The organism is Pedobacter sp. GQ55, from assembly GCF_059758925.1.
The window spans coordinates 403,883-429,578 of sequence record NZ_JCAXEI010000002.1 but is presented as its reverse complement, the minus strand read 5'-3'; the positions used below and the strand labels follow the sequence as shown (position 1 = coordinate 429,578).

The 25,696-nt window shown below is 39.4% G+C and carries 25 protein-coding genes and 1 pseudogene; 16 read left to right on the top strand and 10 right to left on the bottom strand.

All coding sequences use genetic code 11. The features are described 5' to 3' along the window. Positions 1–50: 50 nt before the first annotated feature. Both AC6CH7_RS06670 and AC6CH7_RS06665 read right to left on the bottom strand, forming a co-directional pair. Positions 51–824, bottom strand: coding sequence for an SDR family NAD(P)-dependent oxidoreductase (locus tag AC6CH7_RS06670; RefSeq protein WP_498261942.1), 774 nt, complete (start codon positions 822–824; stop codon positions 51–53). A gap of 102 nt (positions 825–926) precedes the next feature. Further along, positions 927–1,112 (bottom strand): annotated as a pseudogene (locus AC6CH7_RS06665) (helix-turn-helix domain-containing protein); the annotation flags it as partial. A 350-nt stretch (positions 1,113–1,462) separates the two neighbouring features. Here AC6CH7_RS06665 and AC6CH7_RS06660 point away from each other — a divergent pair. From AC6CH7_RS06660 to AC6CH7_RS06645, 4 genes are all read left to right on the top strand, one after another. Then, positions 1,463–1,936 (top strand): DinB family protein, encoded by a 474-nt coding sequence (locus AC6CH7_RS06660; RefSeq protein WP_498261941.1) that lies wholly within the window; start codon positions 1,463–1,465, stop codon positions 1,934–1,936. A gap of 641 nt (positions 1,937–2,577) precedes the next feature. Further along, positions 2,578–3,513 carry a helix-turn-helix domain-containing protein gene (locus AC6CH7_RS06655; RefSeq protein ID WP_498261940.1) on the top strand — a complete coding sequence of 312 codons (936 nt, stop codon included), beginning with the start codon at positions 2,578–2,580 and terminating at the stop codon, positions 3,511–3,513. 86 nt (positions 3,514–3,599) lie between these two features. Further along, on the top strand, positions 3,600–4,352 hold the full coding sequence (locus AC6CH7_RS06650) for an SDR family oxidoreductase (RefSeq protein ID WP_498261939.1): 753 nt from the start codon (positions 3,600–3,602) through the stop codon (positions 4,350–4,352). A gap of 65 nt (positions 4,353–4,417) precedes the next feature. Beyond that, the gene (locus tag AC6CH7_RS06645; RefSeq protein ID WP_498261938.1) at positions 4,418–5,182 is read left to right on the top strand and encodes an SDR family NAD(P)-dependent oxidoreductase; all 765 of its coding nucleotides are present in this window, start codon (positions 4,418–4,420) and stop codon (positions 5,180–5,182) included. Between the two features lie 923 nt (positions 5,183–6,105). Here AC6CH7_RS06645 and AC6CH7_RS06640 read toward each other — a convergent pair. Next, entirely contained in the window at positions 6,106–6,975 is an 870-nt protein-coding gene (locus AC6CH7_RS06640; RefSeq protein ID WP_498261937.1) for an SDR family oxidoreductase, read from the bottom strand. Between the two features lie 120 nt (positions 6,976–7,095). Here AC6CH7_RS06640 and AC6CH7_RS06635 point away from each other — a divergent pair, with 120 nt between their 5' ends. Beyond that, complete coding sequence (locus AC6CH7_RS06635; RefSeq protein ID WP_498261936.1) at positions 7,096–7,437, top strand: winged helix-turn-helix transcriptional regulator; 342 nt, start codon at positions 7,096–7,098, stop codon at positions 7,435–7,437. Positions 7,438–7,702: 265 nt separating this feature from the next. Here the strand turns inward: AC6CH7_RS06635 and AC6CH7_RS06630 are convergent, their stop codons facing one another. Together AC6CH7_RS06630 and AC6CH7_RS06625 are read right to left on the bottom strand one after the other, a co-directional pair. Beyond that, positions 7,703–7,981, bottom strand: coding sequence for an aspartyl protease family protein (locus tag AC6CH7_RS06630; RefSeq protein WP_498261935.1), 279 nt, complete (start codon positions 7,979–7,981; stop codon positions 7,703–7,705). Between the two features lie 287 nt (positions 7,982–8,268). Then, positions 8,269–8,646, bottom strand: coding sequence for a winged helix-turn-helix transcriptional regulator (locus AC6CH7_RS06625; protein ID WP_498261934.1), 378 nt, complete (start codon positions 8,644–8,646; stop codon positions 8,269–8,271). A gap of 145 nt (positions 8,647–8,791) precedes the next feature. Between AC6CH7_RS06625 and AC6CH7_RS06620 the strand changes: the two genes are divergently transcribed. Then, positions 8,792–9,739, top strand: a complete 948-nt coding sequence (locus tag AC6CH7_RS06620) for an NmrA/HSCARG family protein (RefSeq protein ID WP_498261933.1) — start codon at positions 8,792–8,794, stop codon at positions 9,737–9,739. 171 nt (positions 9,740–9,910) lie between these two features. Here AC6CH7_RS06620 and AC6CH7_RS06615 read toward each other — a convergent pair whose 3' ends face one another. After that, positions 9,911–10,147, bottom strand: coding sequence for a hypothetical protein (locus AC6CH7_RS06615; RefSeq protein WP_498261932.1), 237 nt, complete (start codon positions 10,145–10,147; stop codon positions 9,911–9,913). A gap of 205 nt (positions 10,148–10,352) precedes the next feature. Between AC6CH7_RS06615 and AC6CH7_RS06610 the strand changes: the two genes are divergently transcribed. The 5 genes from AC6CH7_RS06610 to AC6CH7_RS06590 all read left to right on the top strand — a co-directional run bounded on the left by AC6CH7_RS06610 (position 10,353) and on the right by AC6CH7_RS06590 (position 19,046). Further along, positions 10,353–11,255 (top strand): helix-turn-helix domain-containing protein, encoded by a 903-nt coding sequence (locus tag AC6CH7_RS06610; protein WP_498261931.1) that lies wholly within the window; start codon positions 10,353–10,355, stop codon positions 11,253–11,255. Positions 11,256–11,687: 432 nt separating this feature from the next. Beyond that, positions 11,688–14,801, top strand: coding sequence for a SusC/RagA family TonB-linked outer membrane protein (locus AC6CH7_RS06605; protein WP_498261930.1), 3,114 nt, complete (start codon positions 11,688–11,690; stop codon positions 14,799–14,801). A 10-nt stretch (positions 14,802–14,811) separates the two neighbouring features. Beyond that, complete coding sequence (locus tag AC6CH7_RS06600; protein ID WP_498261929.1) at positions 14,812–16,437, top strand: RagB/SusD family nutrient uptake outer membrane protein; 1,626 nt, start codon at positions 14,812–14,814, stop codon at positions 16,435–16,437. Then, complete coding sequence (locus AC6CH7_RS06595) at positions 16,430–18,562, top strand: hypothetical protein (RefSeq protein WP_498261928.1); 2,133 nt, start codon at positions 16,430–16,432, stop codon at positions 18,560–18,562. Before AC6CH7_RS06600 ends, AC6CH7_RS06595 begins: the two co-directional genes overlap by 8 nt. A gap of 37 nt (positions 18,563–18,599) precedes the next feature. Beyond that, positions 18,600–19,046: a GNAT family N-acetyltransferase gene (locus AC6CH7_RS06590; RefSeq protein ID WP_498261927.1), complete on the top strand. Its 447-nt coding sequence runs from the start codon at positions 18,600–18,602 to the stop codon at positions 19,044–19,046. Here AC6CH7_RS06590 and AC6CH7_RS06585 read toward each other — a convergent pair. From AC6CH7_RS06585 to AC6CH7_RS06570, 4 genes are all read right to left on the bottom strand, one after another. Next, a complete protein-coding gene (locus tag AC6CH7_RS06585) occupies positions 19,039–19,497 on the bottom strand; it encodes a MaoC family dehydratase (RefSeq protein ID WP_172659750.1) in 459 nt (152 codons plus the stop codon). The genes AC6CH7_RS06590 and AC6CH7_RS06585 overlap by 8 nt on opposite strands. Positions 19,498–19,638: 141 nt before the next feature. Then, positions 19,639–20,559 (bottom strand): helix-turn-helix domain-containing protein, encoded by a 921-nt coding sequence (locus tag AC6CH7_RS06580; protein WP_498261926.1) that lies wholly within the window; start codon positions 20,557–20,559, stop codon positions 19,639–19,641. Positions 20,560–20,577: 18 nt separating this feature from the next. Continuing rightward, positions 20,578–21,471 (bottom strand): NAD(P)H-binding protein, encoded by an 894-nt coding sequence (locus tag AC6CH7_RS06575; RefSeq protein WP_498261925.1) that lies wholly within the window; start codon positions 21,469–21,471, stop codon positions 20,578–20,580. A gap of 84 nt (positions 21,472–21,555) precedes the next feature. Continuing rightward, positions 21,556–22,107, bottom strand: coding sequence for a hypothetical protein (locus AC6CH7_RS06570; RefSeq protein ID WP_498261924.1), 552 nt, complete (start codon positions 22,105–22,107; stop codon positions 21,556–21,558). A gap of 101 nt (positions 22,108–22,208) precedes the next feature. Here AC6CH7_RS06570 and AC6CH7_RS06565 point away from each other — a divergent pair, with 101 nt between their 5' ends. From AC6CH7_RS06565 to AC6CH7_RS06545, 5 genes are all read left to right on the top strand, one after another. Then, positions 22,209–22,775 carry a Crp/Fnr family transcriptional regulator gene (locus tag AC6CH7_RS06565; RefSeq protein ID WP_498261923.1) on the top strand — a complete coding sequence of 189 codons (567 nt, stop codon included), beginning with the start codon at positions 22,209–22,211 and terminating at the stop codon, positions 22,773–22,775. Positions 22,776–22,971: 196 nt separating this feature from the next. Further along, positions 22,972–23,646 carry a type 1 glutamine amidotransferase domain-containing protein gene (locus AC6CH7_RS06560; RefSeq protein ID WP_498261922.1) on the top strand — a complete coding sequence of 225 codons (675 nt, stop codon included), beginning with the start codon at positions 22,972–22,974 and terminating at the stop codon, positions 23,644–23,646. A 180-nt stretch (positions 23,647–23,826) separates the two neighbouring features. Further along, positions 23,827–24,795 (top strand): glycosyltransferase family 2 protein, encoded by a 969-nt coding sequence (locus AC6CH7_RS06555; RefSeq protein WP_498261921.1) that lies wholly within the window; start codon positions 23,827–23,829, stop codon positions 24,793–24,795. Between the two features lie 75 nt (positions 24,796–24,870). Beyond that, positions 24,871–25,371 (top strand): DinB family protein, encoded by a 501-nt coding sequence (locus AC6CH7_RS06550; RefSeq protein ID WP_498261920.1) that lies wholly within the window; start codon positions 24,871–24,873, stop codon positions 25,369–25,371. Between the two features lie 78 nt (positions 25,372–25,449). Then, complete coding sequence (locus tag AC6CH7_RS06545) at positions 25,450–25,674, top strand: CDGSH iron-sulfur domain-containing protein (RefSeq protein WP_048906715.1); 225 nt, start codon at positions 25,450–25,452, stop codon at positions 25,672–25,674. The last annotated feature ends 22 nt before the right edge of the window (positions 25,675–25,696 follow it).

The window sequence follows — 25,696 nt, the reverse complement described above, 5'->3', positions numbered from 1 at the left end:
AAAAAAAACTACGACAATTGGTTTGCCGTAAGTTTTTATACTTAACAAGATCACCACGCGATGATATGGTCGGGTCCTGCAAAGTCAGCTGGCCCTGTAAAACTACCAGTAGGCAGATCCTCTGCCAATGCCACACGAATAGGTTCTAGTGAGCCATACTCCACCGTATCTGTTCCCTGAAAATTATTGAGTGCCGTTGCCGTAAAACCAGGACTCACCAGGTGCACTTTGATATTCGTTTTTTCTAGTTCAATGGCCAAAGAAAGAAAAATTCCGTTCAGAGCGGTCTTGGAAGCACCATAAACTGCATCAAATCCGGAGCGGTATGGGTTTGCAGGATTTGCATTGATAGTCAATGAACCCAAAGCACTCGAAACGGTAACAATACGGGCTGAACCGGAATTTTTCAGTAAAGGCAAAAACGCTTGTGTTACCGCCAATGTGCTGAAAACATTGGTATCCCAAACCATACGCAATTCGTCAATGGGTACAATGCTTGGCATTTGTGATCCCAGTACCTGTTCCATGGTTTGACCTTCTTTCCCAATATTAGAAATCGCAGCATTGTTCACCAAAAGGGAAAGATAGCCGTACGTTTCTTGAATCTTCTTTACCCCAGATTGAATCTGCGCCGAATCAGTTATATCCAGTTGGATAGCTATGGCATTTTTACCCAATTTGGCTGCCGCCTTTTCTCCTTTTTCGATATTTCTTGCACCTACAAAAACCGTGTAATGGTTTTCTACCAAGGCTTTTGCAATTTGAAATCCAATTCCTGTATTGGCACCTGTCACTAAGGCTATTTTCTTTTGTTCTGCTTGCATAATACTTATTATTTTTTTGTCGAACAAAGATCATCAGGAGCCATTTAGCATTTGTAGCGAAAATGAGAAATTATGTAGCCAAATTGAGGAATATTTATTTTTTCAATTAAAACTTGCCCGAAACTCTAAAGGCGTTTGCTGGGTTTTGGTTTTGAATAGTTTGCTGAAAGATTGCGGATGCTCAAAGCCGAGTTCGTAAGCAATTTCGCTAACAGATAATGTGGTTGTGCTTAGTTTTTCTTTTGCAGATTCTATGACTTTGCTTTGAATATGTTGCTGCGTATTCTGTATGACCTAATCATTAGTTCTATATTTAATTTACCGGGGTCCATAAGAGAGTAACGCTACAAAAGAGATTCTAGTTGAAATTTTATTATTAGAACGAATACAAAAGTACATGTCACAGAACGACCGTTTTTGATGGAGGACGAAACGCCTGGGGCTTCATTGGTAGGACTATAGAACGGTATGCCTTTAACAGCCTTGCTTGGCTTTGTGAAGCGTATTATAAACAATCAGTCAATATAATTTTTGCACGTAGATTCCCAAAAGGAGGTAAAGTTTGAACTTTAATGCGAAAAGCTTAATTTAGAGAATATTACGGCTTCTTTCGTTATCAAGAACTTAGATCAACTTAAATGATTAATGAACGTTTCGAATGTGAAATTTTAAGAGCTAGCAGAACTAGGCTATTGCAATTAATGGAAACGAGTAATTACGAAATATTATTTAAAATTCCAGAGGGTTTCAACAATAATATAATTTGGCAAATTGGTCATTGTATTACTTCTCAACAGAGACATATGTATATGCGTAGCGGATTACCAATGTATATATCTAAAGAATTCATGGAGTCCTTCAAAATTGGATCGTCTCCAGGTTCTTGGAAAATTACTCCAGATGTTAATGAGGTGAAACATTTATTGATTGATACAGTTAATCACCTTGAATCAGATCTGGAATCCAGATTATTTGTCAACTATGACCCCTTTGAGTTACCCATAGGATTTCAAGTGAAAAATCATGTTCAGGCACTACAAGCCGCTAACTATCACGAAGCGGAGCACAGTGGGAAGATTTTTACGTATTTGAAGCTGCTATTCAAAGAATGAAGTACATCAGTGAAGAATCACATCCTAAAATCAGGTAAACCACTGCCATGCTTACAAAGGACACAGCCTATCAAATTCAAATGGGGTAATATTAATTTCATTATTCCCTCATTTTTTAATAAGAACCTGGCTTACGAGATAATTGGATTTAAATGGTCTTATAAGTCCTCCTGCATTGTGTTTTAATTATAGATTATCATAAACTCATTCCATTAATCAAATCAATTTTTTCGTTTTGATGATGAGTATTTGATAAGTTGAATGCTTTTAAATTATCCACTCTTAAGTTTCCTTTAGACACTATATGCAAGATCACTCGTAGTAAGGTCTATACAATTTTTTTTGCTAAATCGGCTATTAAACATAAATCAGATAGGAAATGGTTCGAGAAGCACCCACTTGGGGCCACTATAAAACCGTCTTACAAAGAAATTTGGAGATGGTTTTTTGCTTTTTATGATGCTGATTGCCGTCAGCAACTATGCCTTTCGGAAGCCTCTTAAAGGCAGGTGGATGCTGTTTCTTTATCGAATAAGAAAGCGATAAGAGGCAATAAGTGTGACCTAGTTCTTTTATTCACTGGTGTACTCGGTAAGCTTGCTCATATTTTGTAAATTTGATTTGCTGGCGATAAATTAAATATGGAAAGAAACAATAAAGAGGTAGGCTCACTTTATGACTTATATCTCCAATTAAATGTGAGTGGAAACCTCCTGCCAAATCCGGATGTTTTTACAATTCTTAATCTTGTAGATGTTGGCTTTGATCTTCCTTACCAATCGGAACCCTTCAGGCCAAATTACTTTTCATTTCTATTCGTGAAAAATGGTATAGGGGCCTATACAATTGATGAGCAGACTTTTCAGGTGGATCCGTATTCCATTTACTTCACTAACCCTTCAAACTACCGCACATTTGGATGGAAAAAAATAGAAGAGGTTTATCTCATCACGTTTGACGAAGAATTCCTCAGGAAATATGTAAATGAAAATGTATTTGACAATTTCCCGTTTCTATTAACTGAAACTTTGAGCCCGAAAAAGGCCAGCACATCTTTTTATAAAAAAGTGGAGGAGATTTATTTACTGATCTATCGGGAATACAATTCCGATGGCAAACATAAATACAAAATCATTGGCAATCTCATTTCTATATTATTATTTTATATAAAAGAATATTTTTGGGAGGAATATAATCCTTTTTATGAAGGGAACAGAAAATCACAGATCGTGAAATCTTTTAAGCAACTGCTTGAAAAGCACTATCGTGAATTAAGTGCCGGTAAGGTAGAACTTGTGTATCGTGTCCAGGATTACGCAAGTGCTCAACAGTTAAATTCAAGCTACCTCAGTAATGTGATCAAGAGTAAAACAGGTAGACCGATAGCATCCTGGATTGCAGATAAAACAACATCGGTCGCGAAAGCCTTGCTTCAAAACTCTCATGTGCCCATAAAAGAAATAACATATAAGTTAGGCTTTTCAGAAACTGCACATTTCAGTAATCATTTCAAAAAACACACCGGATTTTCTCCCTCTCAGTATAGGGAAAACCATCAGCAAGAGAAATTTACTTAATATTTACAACGTAAACTGTAAAATACGCAACAATCAGAAGGACGTTGCCCGCTAATTTTGTTCTGTACAAATTAAAGATACAGAAAATGGAAATTTTAGAAAACAAAACTGCGTTAATTACCGGCTCAGCCAGAGGTTTGGGTAAGGCTATTGCTGAAAGATATGCTGCCCTGGGTGCAAACATTGTCATCAATTATTCCAGGGATAAAAGTTCAGCCGATCAGGTGGTTTCAAACATTCAGGCTATGGGTGCAAATGTTATTGCCATCCAGGCAGACGTCAGCAAAGTAGCTGAAATAAAGCGTTTATTCGATGAAGCAAAAAAAGCATTCGGAAAAATAGACATTGTTGTCGCCAATGCTGGCGTTGAGATGGTAGAAACACCAGTAACCGAATTTACTGAAGAGCAGTTTGATAAATTGTTCGCTATCAACACCAAAGGTTCATACTTTACCATGCAGATGGCTGCCAAAACAGTGGAAGATAATGGTCGTATCATTTACATTGCTTCCAGCACTACTGCTTTTCCGATACCAGGTATGGCTGTTTATGGAGGAAGTAAAACCACACCTCGCTATATGGTTGATGTACTGTCAAAAGAGATCGGCCACAGAGGTGTTACGGTTAACTCTATCATCCCATATGCCGTTGACCACTCCGGTATTTTTGTTGACGCAGATAGCTATCCAGAACTTCGCAGATCATTGCTGGAAAGTTGCCCAATGGGACGACTTGCAGAAGTTGAGGATGTAGCCAATATTGCTGAATTCTTTGCAAGTAACCTTTCCTCATTTGTCAATGGCCAGCATTTACTGGTTAACGGAGGTGCAACGTTATAGAGATATCTCTAATCGTTAACCACTTATTGAATATTTTCAAGCTTAACATATAATTAAACAAAAAAATGAATAAACAAAATAAAATTGCCCTTGTAACCGGAGGTAGCCGCGGTTTAGGGAAAAATGCAGCACTAAAAATTGCAGCTAAAGGAATTGATATTATCTTAACTTATCAATCGAAGAAAGAGGAAGCAGAAAACACTGTTGAAGAGATCAAAAAGCTAGGTGTCAATGCCGTAGCTTTACAGTTAAACGTTGCAGATGCAAAAAGCTTTGATGCTTTTTTTATAGAAATTGCTTCAGTGCTTCAATCGGCTTTTAAAGCAGATAAGTTTGATTTCTTAATTAACAATGCGGGCATAGGTATTTACGCTCCTTTCGCAGAAACCAGCGAAGAACAATTTGACACCCTGGTTAATATTCATTTAAAAGGAGCATTCTTTTTAACACAAAAAGCCTTACCCTTATTAAATGACGGGAGCGGGATCATCAACGTCTCTTCAGGCCTGGCTCGTTTTGCTACTCCTGGACATTCTGCTTATGCAGCTATGAAAGGCGCTATGGAAGTTTTAACAAGATATCAAGCTAAAGAACTAGGTGAAAGAGGAATTAGGTCAAATATTATTGCTCCTGGAGCAATTGAAACTGATTTTGGGGCTGGTATTGTTCGTGATAACGAACAAGTTAATGCAGGTGTCGCATCGGTAACAGCACTAGGCAGAGTTGGTTTACCCGATGATATTGGCGGTGTGGTTGCCTTTTTATGTACCGAAGATGCGAGATGGATTAATGCACAACGTATTGAAATATCAGGCGGCATGTTTTTATAAAGTATTGAAATAATTAGGGTGTATTACTGCAACAAAGGTAAGCTGATGGTTTCGGATACTGGCTTACTTTAATCACGCTTAGCTTTTACTTATTCGGGGCTTAGATATTTAAGTAAAGGTTGGGTTGAAATCGTAATATTTCACCTTTTACTACTAGAGGGGGCGATTCTCTTTGCTGAGGATGTCTTCAAACCATTGAATATATAAAAACCATAACACCTATGAAGATATCCATTGTATTGGCCGGGTCAATGATAAATCAAATATATTGAGCCAATGCGGATGTTGGAGCACACCTACATTTAGTTACATTTATGGTTTTAGAATTTGTTATGTTCATCTGGCAAATGGCACGCTAATGTTACCGGCCAAAGGATAAACATAGAGGCTGGTATTGCTTATTACTATTTCTATTAGTTCTTTTCAATATAACAGGCGGCTTTTTTCCCGACCCCGAGTTACCCATATCCCTACGTTACAGTATATGATCGCCAACGGGACTGGTTTTTTGATAGCATCCTACTTTCCTTTTTATTTTTACAAGGAATTTGAATTGGCATCACTTCGTTTGCATGCTACTACTGGTATTCTCATATTTCTATTGTTGCCCTTTCTAATTTTTTTGTAATCTTAACAATTAGTGGTGACGCCGTACTTGATGGACGATCACAAATAGCAGTTTGAGATTTCTTTGACAAAATGCCGCTTAAAATGTAACTTTATGATATAAGCAGAATATTCCATATTGAACTCCTTCTGATTGAGCTTTATTCGTAGCAGTTCTCTATTCCCCCCAACAATTCCGCTCCAATTCAACCTCTGAGCTTCTAAGATTAAATGACAAAGCAAAGGTTGTATCATACGTTTGATAACAACCTTTGCTTTATTCACATATCTGGTAACGTTTCATAAAATCTTAAGACTTATTCACCATAAGTGACTTTCAGGAATTCCCTTAATTCCATTGGTTTTCTTCCCAATAAATTTTCAAGATCACTGCGGTTGGTATCGAATTCACCATTTCTTATTGCTGTGGAGAACGCGCCTAAGAATCCAACAACCTCTTTGGGAACGCCGGCATTGATAAGCGCATCGTTGTAAGTATCAAGATCAGGCTTCAAATAGGTTACCTTTTTACCGGTAATGTCTGTCAGCAAGCCTGCTATATCTTCAAACGAATAAGCGTTGCTGCCGGTTATCGCGTAGGTCTTATACTCATGTCCGGGAGTGGTAAGCACCACGGCTGCGGCTTCTCCAATATCCGTCCTGGGAACAAAGGGAACCTTGCCATTACCGGCTGGAAAGAAAATACCGTTTTCCAAAAATGCTTCCCCGGAAAACTTTCCTATCGAATCAGCGTAAAGCGAGTCGTTAAAGATGGTATAAGCAATTCCGGTTTCTTTGATATATTCAGCTGTTGCTCTATGAACCTGAATTACGAATGGAATGGCTGTAGTCTCATCATCATTAATTTCCTGACTGATATAAACGATGTGCTGAATACCATTCTCTTTAGCGGCGTTGATCACGTTCTTATGTTGCAAAAGCGTATCTGCCGTCACATCATTGGAAGAGATCAGAAAGAGCTTATCTACACCTTGAAGTGCCTTTTTAAGAGAATCATAATCATTATAATTCCCGATTTTGATCTGAATACCCTGATCCTTTAAATGAACTGCTTTGTTTTCGTCTCTCACCAAAGCCGTAATTTCATTAGCCGGAACACCTTTTTCTAAAAGTGATTGGATTGCTGCATTTCCTAAATGCCCTGTTGCACCTGTTACTAAAATCATAATTTGTCTACTTTAAATTTAATATTTACTTTTGTTACGTAAAGTTACTAATGATAATTTCAAAAAGTAACTGTTACCTTTTGGTAACAATGGAAAATAGTGGTAACCTAAAAGTGACTAATGGAAAATAAAGTTCAAAATCCCCCTTGCCCGGTTACGGCTACGATAACTTTGATCGGTGGAAGATGGAAACCAATCATTCTTTTTCATCTTTCAGACCATACCAGGCGCTTTGGTGAAATAGCCGTACGGATTCCGCCCATTTCCCGAAAAGTGTTAAGCGAACAATTGAAGGAACTGGAAGCGGACGGATTAATCAACCGTCAACAATTCAAAGAAATCCCGCCGCGCGTAGAGTATTCTTTAACTGAGCTGGGGAAAAGCGTCAGGCCATTATTAATACATATGGCAACCTGGGGCCAGGAGATGGTATTGAATGCGCAACCGGTTAACGTTGGATAATCGATTATTAGATTAGGCCGTTAAGTGATGATCATTTGACAGACAAAGATGACCCTCTTTGGTCATCGGCGGCAGCATCAATTTGTGCGTCCAGTTCTTCTACTGCACGCGACAGCGCGTAATAGATCATGTATATTTCTAGAGTCTAAAAAGAGACTCATTTCCGTCTTGTCGCTTAGTTGAAGTTTTTCAGTCAGATCGGTTATGACTATAGTTTTTTTCTGGCTGTTTCTTTGGATGATCGAATTCCTAAGTAAGCCGCTTCCTATAATACCGTCAGCATTCCAGCATTTAAAAAAGTTGGGAACTCCGACAATCGCTGGTATACCCTGAAGTTAAGGTTACCTAAGTGAATATCCTTAATGATGACTGTCGGGCTAGATGTATTGTTGCCATTTACATCTTTTACCTGATCATTCTGAACTTTATCTGCATTTACTGCCGTTAAAATTTTTGGAGTTAGGCACATCGGAGCGCCTGTATCAAACAGCAAGTTGTAATCGATCCCATTGATCCAGAACTCGAATTCTCGGAAGCAGGACATATTAATGGTTTGCCCAATTATGAAGGAACAGATAAATATAAAACGATTGTGCAGCTAGTAACTTCTCCCAGAACTGGATAAGAAAAATACTTCATGTACGAGAAAAGTTGTTAAAGTGGTGATCGGATAAGACTTTGTTTTGACGATCGTATAGCAGGATGGGAAGTTTGATCTGATCTTCATTTTTGAACGCTTGAAATTCGATCATGAGTCCGTCTCCTATAAGCGTTATTGGACATTCGTTAAGCCGAATTTGTTGCCCTAGTAATGGTTACTATACTATATTTTTAGAAGGAGTTGTTGACAAATTCCCCCTTTTCTGATATTATCTGATTCCCCCACTTAGTAATTGTTTCTAAGACCGGTATAAATGTTTTTCCAAAATCCGTTAAACTGTAAACAACTTTAATAGGGGGCTTTTTGCCGTATACTTTCCTCAATACTAAGCCATCGTTTTCTAATTGTTTCAACTGTAAACTCAATGTCATTTCGGTAATATTTGGCACTTCTTTCCGAAGCTCACTATAACGTTTTTCAGTATCTTTTAAATGATACAGAATCACCGCTTTCCATTTGCCACCTACCAAATCCATCGCGAGGCTTATCGTACAGGGATAGACTTTCCCTTTTAGTTTTACGTAATCACCAATACATTCTGTCTTCATCCTGCAACTTTTTAACCTATCTGTTTGGATAGTTATTGCAAATGTAATATACTAAAAATAGTTTTGCAACTATAATTTTTATAGTTTAAAAATTCACTTACATAATAAAGAAAGAATGGTATCGAATTCAAAAACAAATAAGGCAATGAAACAAAAAGATAAGCCGCTCATCACTATCGTCGGGATTTTGGGCAAGCAGGGACTCAGTTCTGCTCGTACGCTATTACAGAGCGGGCGTTATCGTGTACGCGGCATTACTCGACGCGTTGACTCACCAGAGGCGCTTAGTTTGGCTGAACAAGGAGCTGAACTTGTGAGTTTGCCGCTTAATCTGGGATATAAAAAAGATTTCGTGGAAGCATTCCGAGGCTCGGACGGTATTTTCATGATGACGCCAAGTATTGTCCCTCCCCAAACTCACGAGATGGAGTTGGGTAAACAGTTGGCGGACGCGGCGGTTGAAGCAGGAGTTCAGCACATTATCTTCAGCAGTTTGGAGAACGTAAATAAAATTACAGAGGGGAAAAAGTTTGCTCCTCATTTTACGGATAAGGCCATGATCGAAGAATATATTCGCACGCTTCCAATCACAAGCTCGTTTATCTACATGGCTTTTTTTTACACTAATCTTATGGAGTTTTATCCTCCTGTTATAGAGGGCGATACACTTGTGTTTCCGATTTATTTGCCAAAGGATCTTCGTGCGCCGTTTGTTGATCCCCTTACTGCCACAGGGCCGGCTGTTTTGGAAATTTTTTCGAATCCAGGTCAATATTCCGGTAAGTCCTTGCCAGTAATTGGCGATATTATTTCACCCCAGGAAATGGTAGATACTTTTGTCTTGGTCACAGGCAAGAAGGCTGTGTATAGTTCCGCATTCACACGGGAGAACATGCTTCATCATTTTCCGGAATTTAGATCAAACGAGCTTTTAGTGAGTGAGGTTTTGGGGATGGCAGAGTACGCAGTTGAATATGGTTATTTCAGGAAAGATCGTGATTTGCTTTGGAGCCGCCAAGCAAACCAGAATAGCCTTACTTGGGAACAATTTCTGCGCACTACTGGTTGGCAAGGTGAAAAACTTTCATATTGATTGGTTTTGAAGGCTTTTGTAGAGCATGAGTATGGTGATATTTATTTAAAAATTCGATGTTATGCTGTTTCTTTAGCCAAATCAGCAAGTAAACGCAAATCAGATAGGAAATGATTCGAGAAAGGCCCAGTTAGGCACCCGAGTGGGTAAACACGTTTCGACGATGTTTGCTCATTTTTTTTTGCTCTGTAATTCACTGAAAATCATGCGGATAATGGCAGTATTTAGCCCGAAGGAAAAATCCTGAGCTTGCACATTAGCCACATATATAGATATGATGGCAGCAATACCGATCTGCTGACTAATCCGCAAAACCCCAGATGCTACACCGGCGTCCTGATCATCAACATCATCAAAAATCACGATGCTTCCTGGTAAAAATATTAAAACAATGCCTATACTGTGCACGAGTAAAGGGGAAAAGCACTGGAGTTAGCTAAAAAAGTTCTTAAAAATGGAAGCCTGGAACCATTAGGGATTGCACGGTTACAGAATATGAAACCAAATCGAAAAGTTATCACACTATGGTTAATAGGGAAAACAACGTTATATTTATCATTGGGAATGGGAGTTTTTTTGAGCGTTTACGACACTATAGTTAAACAAGTAATCAATGACAACGCATAATACCTTTTTTAAATATTTGAATATTAGTGAAAGGGAAGAAAGGTGGGGGATGTACATCACGTCGGTTGGCTACTCAAAAGTTGAACCCAACGAAAATTATCCTAATCAACCCCATCCTCAAAGCCATGAACTGACTTGGAATAAAGGACGCATCTTGAATGACTTTTATATTGTCTTTATTTCCAGAGGTAAAGGGATGTATGGCTCCAAAAGTACACCTCCCAAAGATATCAATGAAGGTACTTGCTTTTTTCTTTTTCCAAAGATCTGGCACCGCTATAAACCTGATATTAAATCAGGCTGGGAAGAATACTGGGTTGGTTTCAATGGTTCATATGCCCAACAGCTTATGGCAGATTTTTTCAGTGCTAATGACCCTCTAGTAAACATTAAACTTAATAGAGATATCCTTGTCCTCTTTAGGCGCTTACTAGATACTGCAAAGGAATCGTTAACAGGATACCCACAGCAGCTTGCGGGTATAACCATGCAGCTTCTTGGTTTGGTAAATACTATTTCTCAGCATATCGAGTTTGACAATGACCCTGTTGGCCGCCTGATTTCGAAAGCGAAATTCTTGCTAGAAGAATCCTTTGAAAATCAACTGGACATGGAACATCTGGCAAATCAGTTGCCTATGGGTTATTCATCGTTCAGAAAAGCATTCAAAAAAATCACGGGCGAGTCTCCAAATCAATATCACCTTAACCTAAGACTAAACCGTGCAAAAGATCTCCTGTCATCTACAGCTTTGAATATAAATGAAATAGCAGATCAAACAGGATTCGAAAATGTCTTTTATTTTTCAAAGCTATTTAAAAAAAAGAATGGAGTATCACCGAATTCATTCCGTAAAACGAATCATCAATCTGATTATCAGGTTCTGTAACGTCCAATAAGAAAGTTTTTAATAAAGAGATTTAGTTTGTCTTGTCCGCAGATTCTGCTGCCAGATCAACGCGTATTGTATGTCCTCGCAAGGTGAAATGATCATGCTCCGTATGTGAATCAATAAGGTTTCCAAACTCAAAGCTATAACCTTCCAGTAGAGCTAAATAGTAAACAAATGACAACATTTTGTACTTTTTGATATTTCTGTTGTACAAGATACAGTTTGCTCCGAGGTCTCGGATTTCTAAAACATGATTTATCAAAAAGTATAAAAAAAAGTCAATTTAAGATATACGGCAGATTTTAACTGTCAATACTTTTGATGTATTCAAAGCAGTGTTCAAAACATAGGTAATAACCAAACCTATGTGTTTTTATACATCTTGTCAAATTGCAAACTATTGCTAACCAAATATTAAACCTAATGATGATGAAAAAAAGATTTCTACAAATCACTGATTGGCGGAAGGTTCTGCTACTTGGAATGGCTTTCTTCTATGGGAATGTAGCTATTTCCAATACATTGACCGGAGCACATTCTGTCGGAAAGCTAATACGTTCTGCCTACCAATTGATAACGATCAAAGGGAAAGTGACGGACGAGCAGGGGATGCCAATTCCGGGGGTCACGGTACGTCACAAAGAAACTGGGGCAGCCACAGCAACAAATACTGATGGTGAATATAATATTAATGTGCCTCAAACCTCTGGTACCTTGATCTTCTCTATTGTTGGCTACCAAACAAAAGAAGTAGCGCTTAAATCTAATACAATTCTTAACATTTCCATGGAGGCGGTTGCGGGAAACCTGAATGAAATAGTGGTTGTTGGTTATGGTACGCAGAAAAAAGTAACTGTTACCGGTTCCGTAGTAGCGGTTAAGGGCAGTGAGATTGTTAAAAGTCCTTCCATTAATGTGGCAAATTCATTAGCTGGCCGTTTACCGGGTGTTATCGTTAATAATCGTTCGGGTGAACCAGGACGCGATAATCCGTCAATCAGTATCCGCGGACGAAGTACAACGGGGAATTCATCTGCACTGGTTATTGTAGATGGTGTGGAGCGGAGTGGTTTGGGGCAAATCAACCCGAATGATATTGAAAGCATTTCGGTACTTAAAGATGCGTCAGCGGCAATCTACGGAGCGCGCGCAGCTAACGGAGTGATATTGGTGACTACTAAGCGCGGAAGTGCTAATGCTGCACCTTCGGTTAATTTATCATTTAATCAGGGTTTCACAGGGCCTACAAGAAATCCTGTAATGGCAGATTCTTATACCTTTTTTAATGTTTACAATGAAATTGAAGAGGGGGAGGGTCGTCCTGCAAAGTATAGTGCAGAGGATCTGGGGAAATTTAAAGCCGGAACAGATCCCGATTATGCAAATTTTAACTGGTATGACTTCATTGTGAAAAAATGGACTCCTCAGCACAGAACTGATCTTTCTGTTTCTGGAGGTAGTAATGGTACACAATATTTTCTTTCATTTGGTGAAGTGATGCAGGATGGGCAGTATAAGTTTGGATCAACTAAAGTAAAGCAGTATAATTTGCGGTCAAATATAGATGTACAAGTCAACGATAATTTAAAAGTTGGAATGAATTTGGCCGCGCGCTTTGATGACAATCATTTCCCTTACAGGAGTATGAATGAGCTCAATAGTCATATCTTTCTGTACCAGCCCAATTGGGTGCCATATTGGCCCGGAACAGATTTTATAACGCCCAATCGTGCCAATGATAATATCATCAATTTCGTTAGCGATGATAACGGCTATCAGCGTGTTAAAACAACCACTGTCCAAACAACTTTATTTGCTAAATGGACATTGCCCTGGGTTAAAGGTCTATCTTTAAGTGGAAGTGGAAGCTATGATCCTAATACGCAATTTAGAAAAACATGGCAGCTACCTACTTATGTTTATTACAAGAACTCAACGGGTGACGGTTATACCCGGGCAAGATCAGGTTTTGGTGTGGATAACGCAGACCTGCTGGATCGTACAGACATGGGCTCATTGTTTTACTTAACCGGAAGGTTAAATTATGACCGTAAGTTTGGTAAGCACAATTTTGCCGGCTTGTTGGGTTATGAACAGCAAACAACTAAAAGTAATTATGTAGCTGCCTATCGTAGTGATTTCGTGTCAACGGCCCTGCCAGAGATTTTTGCCGGTAGCAGTGATAAGTCTAAACAAGGCAATGACGGATCAGCAGGGCAGGGAGCACGCAAAAATTATTTTGGAAGGATTACCTATGATTATGACAGCAAATACCTCGCTGAATTTACGATGCGTCGGGATGGTTCGCCCAATTTTCCATCTGCTAAAAGATGGGGTAATTTTCCAAGTGCATCAATCGGATATAGGATATCTGAAGAAGCTTTCTTAAAAAAATACGAATTTATTAATGATTTGAAAATCAGAGCTTCCTATGGTGTTTTAGGGAACGATCTGGTCAACTCTTTCCAGTATCTTCAAACATATGGATACGGTAATAATTTTGTTATCGGCAATAATGACGTTACTGGTCTAATTCAAACGGGTGTTCCAAACCCGAATATCACATGGGAAACTGCGAAAACGGGAAACATCGGCCTGGACGCAAACCTTTGGAATGGGAAATTAGGTATTACGTTTGAATATTTTAAAACCAGAAGGGCTGATATCCTGACGAAACGTTCAGCCATTATTCCTGGCTACACAGGATTGGTATTACCCGATGAAAATATTGGTATTGTGGACAATAAGGGCTTTGAATTGGTGCTAACCCATGTGAATAATGATCACGCATTTAAATATGACTTTTCCGGAAATATAGCCTTTGCCAGAAATAAGGTGGTTTTTAGTGACGAGCAACCAGCGGCTGAGCAATACCAACTGGCTACGGGACGCCCAATCGGCGCCGGGCTTTACTACAACGCCATAGGCGTATTTAAAGACGAAGCAGAGGTAGATGCCTATCCTCATTTTGTGAGTGCAAGGCCCGGAGATTTGAAATATGAAGATGTTAATAAGGATGGTGAATTGAATTCCAGGGACCAGATTCGTGTGAATCAAACCAATGTTCCCGAGATTACTTTTGGTTTTAGTGCAAATTTCCGTTACAAAGGCCTCGACCTTTCTATATTGTTGCAAGGCCAGGAAAATGCAAAATCCTACTTCGGGGGCTATTTTCCTGTTATGAGTTATTCCCTGGGGAATTTTCTCTCATGGCGAGCAGAGGACCGATGGACACCGCAAAATGCCAATGCGACTATGCCCAGAGCGTCGTATGAGCTTTTTAATAATAACACCAACAACTCTACTCAATGGCTGCTGAATGCTGGTTTTTTAAAGGTAAGAAATGTCGAATTGGGATATAATCTTCCAAAAGACCTGTTGGCAAAAATTAAAGTGAAAAATGTACGGGTATCCGTTAGCGGAAGCAACCTGTTTATCATCTATGACCATATGAAGGATCTGGGATTTGATCCGGAAACAACCGACTATTGGTATTATCCTCCACAACGGGTAATTAACTTTGGTATCAATGTTACATTATAAACCTAACGAAATGAAAAAGATAATCTATATAATATTGATATTAATTACTGGTAGCTCCTGTAATAAACTCGAGTTAAAACCTTTGGATAAACTATCAGAAGCAGACATATGGAACGATCAGTTACTGATCACCTTATACGTAAATGCCACCTATAATACGCTTAAACATGGTTTTCAGCAAGATTTACTTTCAGCAACTACCGATGAAGCATATAATATCCATAATTGGGAAGATTTGCGAACAGTTCAAACTGGAGCAGTTACTGCTGATAACATCGGTGGCATTGGTGGCAAAGTCAATTACTTTAATTTTGCCTATAACAATATCCGGAATATCAATGTATTCTTTGCCAGGATTGATGGGGCACCCGGCGATGATACTTTTAAAAATGGTGTAAAAGGTGAAATGAGGTTCTTGCGCGCTAATTTGTACGCCAATCTTATCTGGCGTTACGGAGGTGTACCTTTGATAACCAAAGTATTTGAACTTAATGACGACTTTAAAGTCTCCCGGGCAAGTTATGATGACTGTGTGAAGTATATTGTTAGTGAACTAGACAATGCTGCGGGTTTGTTGCCACCCGATCAGCCCAATGATCAGCAGGGGCGTGCATCTGCCAATGCCTGTAAAGCATTAAAGAGCCGTGTGCTTTTATATAGTGCTAGTGCGCTAAATAACCCGACACATGACCAGAGTAAATGGAAGGCGGCGGCCGATGCGAGCGAAGCATTGCTGAATGCAGGTTATAGCCTTAATGCTGATTACCAGGGTACATTTCTGGCTAACAATAAAGAAATAATCTTTGCCCGATACTTTACCCAGGCCAATAGTACCAATTTTAATTTGGAGCAAGGACGCAATGGGTCAGATGGTTGGGGTGCCCACAATCCAACCCAGAATCTCGTTAATGCTTATGAAATGAAGGCTACAGGAGAATTGCCCTATATCGAACAGCCCGACGGTTCTTTGTTATTAAATCCGGCTTCTGGTTATGATCCAAATAGGCCGTATGAAGGAAGAGACCCACGCTTTGATGCATCCATTTTACATGACGGATCTGTTTGGGCCGGCAGGGAAACAGAAAGTTATCATGGTGGAAAAGACTCGCCCGAAGGTAATCAAGGCTTCAATGCATCTCTTACTTCCTATTATCTGAAGAAGTTTCTAATAGAAAGTATACCGCCGTCCGGCTCTACAGTCAAACCTACAAATCCCTGGATATTTTTCAGGTATGCCGAAATTTTACTAAATTATGCAGAAGCCAAATTTGAACTGGGTGATGAGGCCACTGCCCGTGAATATTTAAATAAGGTCCGTTCGCGCCCAAGTATTAATATGCCAGCTGTAAATGATAGCGGTGAAAAATTGAAGAAACGCATTCAGAATGAAAGACGTATAGAATTGGCCTTTGAAGAACACCGCTTTTTTGATGTTCGTCGCTGGAAAATTGCCAGTTCTACAGAAAGTAAAGCTCTACAGGGAATGAATATACAAAAGAACGGTCCGGTTAAAACCTATACATTTGTCAAAATAACCGATAGAGTATTTAAAGATGCCAATTATCTGTTGCCTATTCCACGTGCGGAAGTTGATAAAAGTCAAGGTTCACTACCACAAAATCCGGGCTATGAATAGATTGAAATATGCGCTTATAATCAGGAATATCCTGATGTTAATTCCCTTATTGATAAATATGCAGGTATTTGCTCAGGAATTAAAGTCCGGCACGATTAACCGAAAGGTATTGGTTCAAAGGCATAACATAAAGCTTACTGATCTGGAAGCCGCAGGGCCAACACAGGTGGGTAACGGGAATTTTGCCTATGGCTTTGATGTCACCGGGATGCAAACCTTTAATGATAAGTTCACGACCATGTCGCATTGGAGCTGGCACAATACTGAACCTCCAAAGGGTCTTACATCTGCTGATTTCATTAAAACAGAGAAAGACACACATGGTCGTATGGTGGCTTACGATTTACCGAATCCGAAACAACCCGAACTTACCAAATGGCTGGCCAGTAATCCCCATCGTTTTAACCTGGGGCGTGTCGGTCTTTGGGTAAAGAAAAAGAATGGGGATATGGTCAATAAATCTGATATCAGGCAGCCAGTTCAATATTTCGACTTATGGACAGCAATGGCCGAAAGCAACTTTACCATAGAGGGAATACCGGTTAAAGTAATTACTGTGGGCGACCCGCAAAAGGATATAGTTGCGTTTAGGATAGAGTCGCCGCTTATCGCCGCCGGGCGACTTGGTATCTTCATAGAGTTTCCATATGCGAGTCTTGAATATTTTAGTACGGGATCGGATTATCGAAATCAGAATGCACATCAAACAACGATACATACTGAGGGGCATAATCAGGTTAGTTTTAACAGACAACTGGATAGTACGACATACCAGGTAAAGGCGCAGTGGACAGGAGTAGGGAAAGTAGAAAAAGAAAAGGAACATTATTTTAAATTCAGTCCTAAAGGGTCGAATTCTGTTGAATACGTGTTTTGTTTTTCACCTGACAGCATTACTTACGCTATACCGACTTTCAAACAGCTTTGTTTAAACAGTGCTGCGGCATGGCCGGAGTTTTGGAAAAGTGGTGCTGCCATTGATCTGTCCAGGAGTAAAGATAGCCGATGGATGGAGTTAGAGCGACGAATTGTGTTGTCACAATACCTGATGAAAATAAATGCATCGGGGAAATACCCGCCACAGGAAACGGGCCTGGTTAACAACAGTTGGTATGGTCGTTTTCATTATGAAATGTACTGGTGGCATTCGGCTCATTACGCGTTATGGGATCGTTGGTCTTTACTGGAAAATAGTTTGAATGTTTATGCCGATAACTTATCCGCATCGCTGAAAAGAGCTAAATTACAAGGGTATGAAGGTGCCAGGTGGCCCAAATGTACAGGTCCTGACGGGCGGGAATGGCCAGACCAGACACATGCCTTTTTAATCTGGCAGCAACCTCATCCCATTTTCTTTGCTGAATTGGATTACCGTGCACATCCTACTTTGCAAACGCTAAAGAAATGGGACAATATCATACAAGGGACAGCGGATTTTATGGCCTCCTATGCCTATTTAGACAAAACCAGGAATGAATATATACTAGGCCCGCCTATAAAATCAGTTCCGGAGAACAATACTTCATATACTACACAAAACCCTGCTTTCGAAATGTCGTATTGGCGATTTGGCCTGCAGACAGCACTGCAGTGGAAACACCGGTTAAAGGTAACGCCAAAGCCTGACTGGGAAAGGGTATTGAATGGATTGGCTCCAATACCGACAAAAGACGGCCTGTATGAACAATGGGAAGGCATAGACAGCATGTGGACAAAATTTAACTTTGAACACCCGGCGATGACAGGAGTGTTTGGCGTTTTGCCCGGTAATGGCGTTGATCTGAAGGTAATGGAAAAGACTTACCAAAAAGTACAGTCTGTATGGAAATATGATACAGGTTGGGGCTGGGATTTTCCTATGGTAGCAATGTGTGCGGCCAGACTTGGACATCCAAAAGATGCGGTGGATATGCTTTTACATCCATCTAAAAAATTCGGGTTTGATCGTCATGGCTTTGTAGGAGGCGGCAATCCTTATCCTTATATTCCTTCTAACGGGGGCCTGTTATATGCAGTAGCTATGATGACCGCCGGTTGGGATGGCGACAAAAATATTCAACAACCCGGATGGCCAAAAGATGGTTCCTGGGTAGTAAGATGGGAGAATTTCAAAAAAGCGCCATGAAATAATGTATTTTTAAAAGAAAAATATTACAAAACCTATGAACTTTAGAGAAGCAAAAATTGAAGATATAGAACAAATTCATAGTGTCCGAAATTCTGTAACTGAAAATACACTATCCAATCCTGATTTAATCACTTATAATGATTATGTAGCATTTTTAACTATAAGAGGGAAGGGTTGGGTATGTGAAATTGATAATAAGATAGTTGGGTTCTCTATAGCTGATTTAACAGAAGAGAACATCTGGGCCCTGTTTTTATTGCCAGATTTTGAAGGGAAAGGCATCGGAAGACAATTACATGATCTAATGTTGAACTGGTATTTTTCTAACCAAAAAGATCATATTTGGTTAGGAACCAGTCCTAAAACAAGGGCAGCAGAATTTTATCGGAGAGCTGGCTGGACAGAAACCGGAAAGAATGGCGAGAAGGAAATTAAATTTGAAATGAAGAGAGCGGAATGGATGAAAAGTAAAATTATATAAAATGATACAGGAATACCACATTCCCCGTATAAGCTGGTTTTGGTTGGTCTTTAATGATAAGCGTAGCTTCAATAACAACTTTGGTAACACCTCTTAAGTTTGCTATGGAATTAAGCTTAGCCTTTAGTTGTACTTCACTGTCAACTAAAACAGCCTGGCCAAACCTGAAAGACTCTATACCGTAGTTTATTTCCATTTTAATGTTGCGAACATCGGCAATCTGCTTCCATAAGTATGGAATTAATGATAAGGTTAAATACCCATGTGCTATTGTAGCCTTAAATGGGCCTTCACTTTCCGCTTTTTCTTTATCAACATGGATCCATTGGTGATCCAGCGTTGCATCAGCGAATTTATTAATCTGTTCCTGATCTATTTTATGCCAATTAGAAATGCCTAACTCTTTGCCTAAATGCGATTTATATTCTTCAAAACTATTGATTATTAACATATATGTATTTATTTATCAATTAAGAGCCATTTCTATACCTTAGACAAAAGCATCAACACTGCCAAGTTAACAATAAGTTGATTTGAACAAAACTTCTTTCTAAGAATATTTTACTGTTTGACTTTCTTCAGGATAATTTAGCTAAATAAATGCACTTCTGAATTCTAAAGGCGAAAGATTAGTTTTCTTTTTAAATAACTTGCTAAATGACTGTGAATGCTCAAAACCTAAGGTGTAGGCAATTTCACTTACAGATAAAGTTGTGGTAGATAACCTTTCTTTTGCTTTTTCAATCAGCTTTTCATGTATATGTTGCTGGGTACTTTGACCTGTTAATGTTTTAAGCAACCCGCTTAAATAACTTGGCGACACGTTTAATGTTTGCGCAATATATGCTACAGTAGGCAGGCCTCTTTTTATCAGGTCATCGCTGTTAAAATATACGGTAAGTAGGTCCTCCAGTTTATTTAGGGTTTTATGGCTGCTTATTTTTCTGGTAAGGAACTGCCGGTGGTAAAACCTTCCTGCATAGGTTAGTAATAACTCAAGTTGAGCTGCAATGAGGTCCTGACTGAACTTGTCAATATTGGCACGATACTCCTGCTCAATGTTTAGCATAATGGCGGCAATCATTTCCTCTTCTTTTTCAGATAGAAACAGTGCCTCATGTACTGAATAATCAAAGTATTCATATTCCTTTATTTTTCTGGCCAGTGGGGTGTTCCAAAGAAAATCGGGATGGATATAAAGTATCCATCCCGAATGTTTCAATTTCTCGTTATTGTTCACCTCAATACTAAAAACCTGGCCCGGCGACATAAAAGTCATAATGCCCTCATCAAAATCATAAGCTTGCTGGCCATATTTCATTTTGCCATTAAAATTTCTTTTTAGCGCAATACAGTAAAAATCCAGTACCAGACTAACCGGTTCACTGTCTTGCAAACGCGATATAGCCTCTACGTTAATTACACTAATCAGCGGATGTTCGGGCTTTGGTAGCTCCCTGAACTTATGAAATTCACTGATCGTTTTAAACCTATGGGGTGCCGTACTTGCCATATCACAAATTAATCATTTTTAGTTAAAGGCTGCGGCAAATTCCTTTGCAAAATCACTCAGTTTTACTTTTCCCATAACTGCCGGTTTATTGCGGTTATAGTCTTCTGCCAGCAGACCATTATGCAGACTTGCATACATTTCAACCAGGCCGGCCGCAATACGGGGGTTCATTCCAATTGACTCCAAACTGTTTTGCGTTTCTTCATCAGAAATGATCACCCATTTCAACTCAGGCTTGCCTATAGCACTTCCTAAAATACGTGCAGTTTCGTCGCCTGTAAGTTCTTCGCTGGCTACATAGCGTACTTTTCTGCCGGTAAATGGTGTCACTAGTTCCTCAGCAACCGCGACAGCAATGTCTATTGGCGAAACCCATGGAATCATACTTTCTGCACCGTAATTTGCTGCTATAAAGCCGCCGTTTTTGATCATATCTGTATAGCCGTATAGGTTATAAAAGAAAGATGTAGGGCGGATGTGGGTAATTGCTACTTCTGGCGACAACCCATTAAGGATACCTTCAACGTTGTGTGCACCAATCAGAATTCCTGAACCTTTCTCCAAATGGGCGCCAATAGTACTCAGGTTAACTACTCGCCTTACACCAGATCTTTCAATGGCATCGGCATAATTTTGTCCAAGTTGGCGATAGTAAGCCAGAAGATCAAGGCTATGGTCAAAGTAATTGTTGGGTGGTACCATTGTGTACACCGCATCTGCGCCGGTAAAAGTTTCAGTTAAAAAATTAACGGCTTCTAATGAGCCTATAGCAGGTATTGCACCTAAAGTCGCTATCTCAGTTTTTTTGTCTGGCTTACTGCTTATTACGGTAACCTCATGACCTTGTTGTACTAATGTTTTGGTTAGTGGCCTGCTAATGTGACCTAACGAACCTGTGATTGTTATTTTCATCGGAGTATAATTTTATTGATACTCCAAAGGTCTGCAGGATAAAGCGTGGGTATGTAGCCGAATCTACTTTTGTTGTAGTCAGATTTAAGTACCCTTCTTCCTCAATTCGTTTGCTAAACCTTTAATAAACAAATAATTGATAGTTCCGCCAATCACGCCACCTGCAACCGGTACTAAACGTCTGCTTAATTTAGATCCTAAATTCATCAGGATTTTCTCCGCAACCTCTTCCATAATGTTTTTGCTGATGGCCAATTTGGCATCGGCCTTAACAGATGAAGCTACAATCTTAAAAAAGTCATCAAAACTGATTTTATATTTACCGGTATTGTGGTAGGAAATGGCCAGTGTAACCCTAAATTGCTGAGTGATAATGTTAATCACATCCAAGGGCGTGCCAATAAGCATGGTTCCAACGCCACCTACTCCGGTAATTAATCCAGAGCCTGCTGCCAATAAAGCGCATTGATTGGTAAACTTATCGATCCCCATGGCGTCAACACCTTTTTTGATGTTCAGCTGGTCAATCTGATTAAAAATCTGCTTAAAGCCACCTGCTGCAAGTTGTTTAAAACTTCCATGGATGTCGGTTTTTACTTTTTTAAAATTGATCCGCTTAAACGATGGTAAATTCATTCCTTTTTAGTTTAGTACAAATGATAGTGCCACTTTCATGCCAGAGCAGAAATTCAAAAAAAGTAAATAGATTTGTTTTCCTTCAAAAACCTGTTTTCATAATGAATAGCGCTTTAAAGCAACATATAGAAAAAATCACTCCATTAACTGATGTCGAATTCGAATATGTTTCTTCGATGTTCAGCAGTAAAAGGCTTAAGAAACATCAATTTCTGGTACAGGAAGACAGCGAAGTTCATAACGAGTATTGGGTGGTGAAGGGATTGCTCAAAGCCTACCATACAGATGAAGACGGGAAGATACACATCCTTCAGTTTGCCATGGAAGATTGGTGGATCACTGATTTTCAGGCTTACATGAATTGCACTCCAGCAACAATAGCCATAGATTGTATAGAAGATTGTGAATTACTTGTGCTATCAAGAGATAATAAGGAAAAGCTCTGCAACGAATTACATAGCATTGCCAATTTCTTTCGTAAAAAATCCAATGTTGGGTATGTAGCACTGCAACAACGTATCCTGCTGCTGCTCAATAAAAATCCTCAGGAAAGATATAACCGTCTTTTTAAACTGAATCCAAAATTGCTCCAACGCCTTCCTAAAACTTTATTGGCATCTTATTTAGGGGTGTCAAGAGAAACCCTAAGTCGGTTAAGCCACCCATAGTGTGCGTGTAATCACACCTATTTTGTGATTAGCATCCTTTTTGCTGTTGTATTATTGCTCCAACTTTGCATCATTATATTTTATCTCATATAGAATGAATTTGATCAAAAAAGGAATAATGGCGCTTGCCGCGTGCGCTATTTTAATACCCCTAACCTTGTCAGCAGCGGCACAGTCAAAAATTAAAACAACTACTATGAAAAAGAAAATTCTGTTTGTGGTTACCAGCCACGATAAAAAAGGAAGCACTGGTGAGCCTACAGGTTATTATCTGGGCGAAGTAACTCATGCCTGGAAAGTATTGAAAGATGCCGGCTATGAAATAGATTTTGTTAGTCCAAAGGGAGGTCAACCTCCGGTTGATGGTCTGGATTTAAGTGATGCAGTAAATAAGGAATTCTGGGACGACCAATACTATCACAATAAAATCAATCATAGTTTAAAACCTGCTGAGGTAAAACCTAAAGAATATGCAGCTATTTATTATGCAGGCGGACACGGAGCGGTTTGGGATTTTCCAGATAATGAAGAAATTTCGGCAATAGCCACTAAAATATATGAAAATAACGGTATTGTCAGCGCAGTTTGTCATGGTCCGGCAGGGATCGTGAACATCAAATTGAGCGATGGCAAGTACCTGATCGCTGGTAAGAAAGTGAACGGCTTTACCAACGAGGAAGAGGTAGCCGTTAAATTGGATAAAGTTGTTCCTTTTTTATTGGAAGATAAGCTGATTGAGCGGGGTGGTATTTACGAAAAATCAGCACCCTGGCAAGAGCATGTTGTAACTGATCTGCGATTGGTTACCGGACAAAACCCTCAGTCTGCACATGCAGTTGGTAAAGCGGTTTTGGCATTACTTTCAAAATAAATCCAAAGCTAATGCAGCTATGACGGCAGGAGCATAGTTGCATTAAAACTCCTTGCATATCAATTATTTTTAGTAATTTCAACTCACTGATAATATAGGGATTAGCTCGTTACGGTAACCTCGTAGCAGGCATTTATCAGGACCAAACGAACCACTATATTTTAATTTATTAGCATAGCTATGTTTATATCGATTATCACTCCTGCCTATAATCGTGCTGAAACGCTTCATCGTTGTTATGAATCGTTGAGCAAACAATCCTTTAAAAATTTTGAGTGGATTATTGTTGATGATGGTTCTACAGATGATACCGCAGAAACCGTATCAGCATGGCAGCGTGAGTCGCCTTTAAATATTAATTATTATCAAAAGCCCAACGGAGGCAAGCCCTCTGCCGTGAATCAGGGGGTAAAGCTTGCAAGTGGCGAAATGTGTGCGATACTTGATTCCGATGATGCCCTTTGTCACGATGGCCTTAAAACTCTGGTTGATGAGTGGGAAAGCCTCTCGCCAGATGTAAGGGACAAGTATTGGTGTGTATGTGCTTTGGTAGAGGATTCGGTTACAAAACAGATTGTCGGCGACTTATTTCCATCAGATCACATCACCATTACAGGAGGGGAATTTCAGTTTAAATATAAAATACAAGGCGATAAATTTGGCTTAATGCGTACCGCATTGCTGAAAAAGAATCCATATCCCGAAGCCGAGGGCTATAAATTTGTACCCGAAAGTTATATCTGGAACAGGTTGGGCCGACAATACAAGTACATCTGCATCAATACTGTAGCGTTAACTTATTTTATGCCAACTGGCTCTGGTTTTGGCAATCTGAGTGGCAAAGCAAATAGAATCCGAAATGCCAAAGGCTTAATTATGTGTGATGTTGATGTAATGAATGAAGACCTGCCACATTGGTTTTTCAGTTCGCCTGTATTCTTTTTTAAAAGAGCTGCTCAGCTCTCCCGTTATGGAATGCATTCTGCATCCTTTTTGCGTCAATATAATAGTATAGGAACCGGATGGGGTAAGGCGCTTGTTTTACTCTCGTTTCCGCTTGGCTTTACACTTTATTTAGGAGATAAGCTATGGTTTAAATATTATTACGCCCCAGCCAAGGCTAAATTATTAAGAGATACCGTTTCCTAAAAGAAAATTATAAACATAATTGCCCAATAGTACAGACAATACTTATATTCGTTTTCATCACCAATATAAAATTAAATGTACCGTAGTATTAATGATTTTCTGACCGACTGGAAATACGAGTCAGAAGGCACAGCTAAGATTTTTTCCTTAGTTACCTTAGAAACTAGTAAAGAAAAGATCCATGAAAATGTACGTTCCCTGCAAAGACTTGCCTGGCACTTAACGCAAACCATTACTGAGATGGGTACCCGTGCGGGTTTACTGGAACAGGATACCCTGGAGCATGAACAAGCGCCAGAAAGTATGGATACTTTGATAGAAGTTTACAACAATTTCAGCACTTTGCTTAGCAGGGCAGTTCATTTAAAATGGACAGATTCATCATTATCAGAAAAAGTAACTATGTATGGCGAATCCTGGGAGAAGGGCAAAATCTTAAGGGTATTGGTTTCGCATCAGAGTCATCACCGTGGCCAAATGACCGTAATTATGCGGATACTGGGTTTGCCGGTTTCCGGATTATATGGTCCATCAAAAGAGGAGTGGGTTGAGATGGGTATGCCGGCTATGGATTAAACAGAGAACGTTTCTAAATTAAAATGATCTTGCCGGGTCTGTCTACTTTGTTTTAGCTTTGGCCAAAATTAAAAATAGATGTCAAAAACGAAGCTTACAATTAATAATAACGGGTCGGTAAAGATAGAAGGTGATTTTGAAATCGTTGATAGGAATGGCGAAGTGTACGGATTACAGGGTAGAACTACACTTTCAATTTGTCGCTGTGGACTTTCAAAAAATAAACCATTTTGCGATGGCTCCCATAATGGTCATTTTGAGCATGAGGCCGTAGCATTTGATCTTCCTCCTAAAAAGGTTTAATTATCCGCAGAAAGGGTATAGA

Bases quoted from the DNA above. Each gene is read 5' to 3' on its own strand.
- AC6CH7_RS06670 (WP_498261942.1), bottom strand. From the start codon at position 824: ATGCAAGCAGAACAAAAGAAAATAGCCTTAGTGACAGGTGCCAATACA.
- AC6CH7_RS06660 (WP_498261941.1), top strand. From the start codon at position 1,463: ATGATTAATGAACGTTTCGAATGTGAAATTTTAAGAGCTAGCAGAACT.
- AC6CH7_RS06655 (WP_498261940.1), top strand. From the start codon at position 2,578: ATGGAAAGAAACAATAAAGAGGTAGGCTCACTTTATGACTTATATCTC.
- AC6CH7_RS06650 (WP_498261939.1), top strand. From the start codon at position 3,600: ATGGAAATTTTAGAAAACAAAACTGCGTTAATTACCGGCTCAGCCAGA.
- AC6CH7_RS06645 (WP_498261938.1), top strand. From the start codon at position 4,418: ATGAATAAACAAAATAAAATTGCCCTTGTAACCGGAGGTAGCCGCGGT.
- AC6CH7_RS06640 (WP_498261937.1), bottom strand. From the start codon at position 6,975: ATGATTTTAGTAACAGGTGCAACAGGGCATTTAGGAAATGCAGCAATC.
- AC6CH7_RS06635 (WP_498261936.1), top strand. From the start codon at position 7,096: ATGGAAAATAAAGTTCAAAATCCCCCTTGCCCGGTTACGGCTACGATA.
- AC6CH7_RS06630 (WP_498261935.1), bottom strand. From the start codon at position 7,981: ATGTCCTGCTTCCGAGAATTCGAGTTCTGGATCAATGGGATCGATTAC.
- AC6CH7_RS06625 (WP_498261934.1), bottom strand. From the start codon at position 8,646: ATGAAGACAGAATGTATTGGTGATTACGTAAAACTAAAAGGGAAAGTC.
- AC6CH7_RS06620 (WP_498261933.1), top strand. From the start codon at position 8,792: ATGAAACAAAAAGATAAGCCGCTCATCACTATCGTCGGGATTTTGGGC.
- AC6CH7_RS06610 (WP_498261931.1), top strand. From the start codon at position 10,353: ATGACAACGCATAATACCTTTTTTAAATATTTGAATATTAGTGAAAGG.
- AC6CH7_RS06605 (WP_498261930.1), top strand. From the start codon at position 11,688: ATGAAAAAAAGATTTCTACAAATCACTGATTGGCGGAAGGTTCTGCTA.
- AC6CH7_RS06600 (WP_498261929.1), top strand. From the start codon at position 14,812: ATGAAAAAGATAATCTATATAATATTGATATTAATTACTGGTAGCTCC.
- AC6CH7_RS06595 (WP_498261928.1), top strand. From the start codon at position 16,430: ATGAATAGATTGAAATATGCGCTTATAATCAGGAATATCCTGATGTTA.
- AC6CH7_RS06590 (WP_498261927.1), top strand. From the start codon at position 18,600: ATGAACTTTAGAGAAGCAAAAATTGAAGATATAGAACAAATTCATAGT.
- AC6CH7_RS06585 (WP_172659750.1), bottom strand. From the start codon at position 19,497: ATGTTAATAATCAATAGTTTTGAAGAATATAAATCGCATTTAGGCAAA.
- AC6CH7_RS06580 (WP_498261926.1), bottom strand. From the start codon at position 20,559: ATGGCAAGTACGGCACCCCATAGGTTTAAAACGATCAGTGAATTTCAT.
- AC6CH7_RS06575 (WP_498261925.1), bottom strand. From the start codon at position 21,471: ATGAAAATAACAATCACAGGTTCGTTAGGTCACATTAGCAGGCCACTA.
- AC6CH7_RS06570 (WP_498261924.1), bottom strand. From the start codon at position 22,107: ATGAATTTACCATCGTTTAAGCGGATCAATTTTAAAAAAGTAAAAACC.
- AC6CH7_RS06565 (WP_498261923.1), top strand. From the start codon at position 22,209: ATGAATAGCGCTTTAAAGCAACATATAGAAAAAATCACTCCATTAACT.
- AC6CH7_RS06560 (WP_498261922.1), top strand. From the start codon at position 22,972: ATGAAAAAGAAAATTCTGTTTGTGGTTACCAGCCACGATAAAAAAGGA.
- AC6CH7_RS06555 (WP_498261921.1), top strand. From the start codon at position 23,827: ATGTTTATATCGATTATCACTCCTGCCTATAATCGTGCTGAAACGCTT.
- AC6CH7_RS06550 (WP_498261920.1), top strand. From the start codon at position 24,871: ATGTACCGTAGTATTAATGATTTTCTGACCGACTGGAAATACGAGTCA.
- AC6CH7_RS06545 (WP_048906715.1), top strand. From the start codon at position 25,450: ATGTCAAAAACGAAGCTTACAATTAATAATAACGGGTCGGTAAAGATA.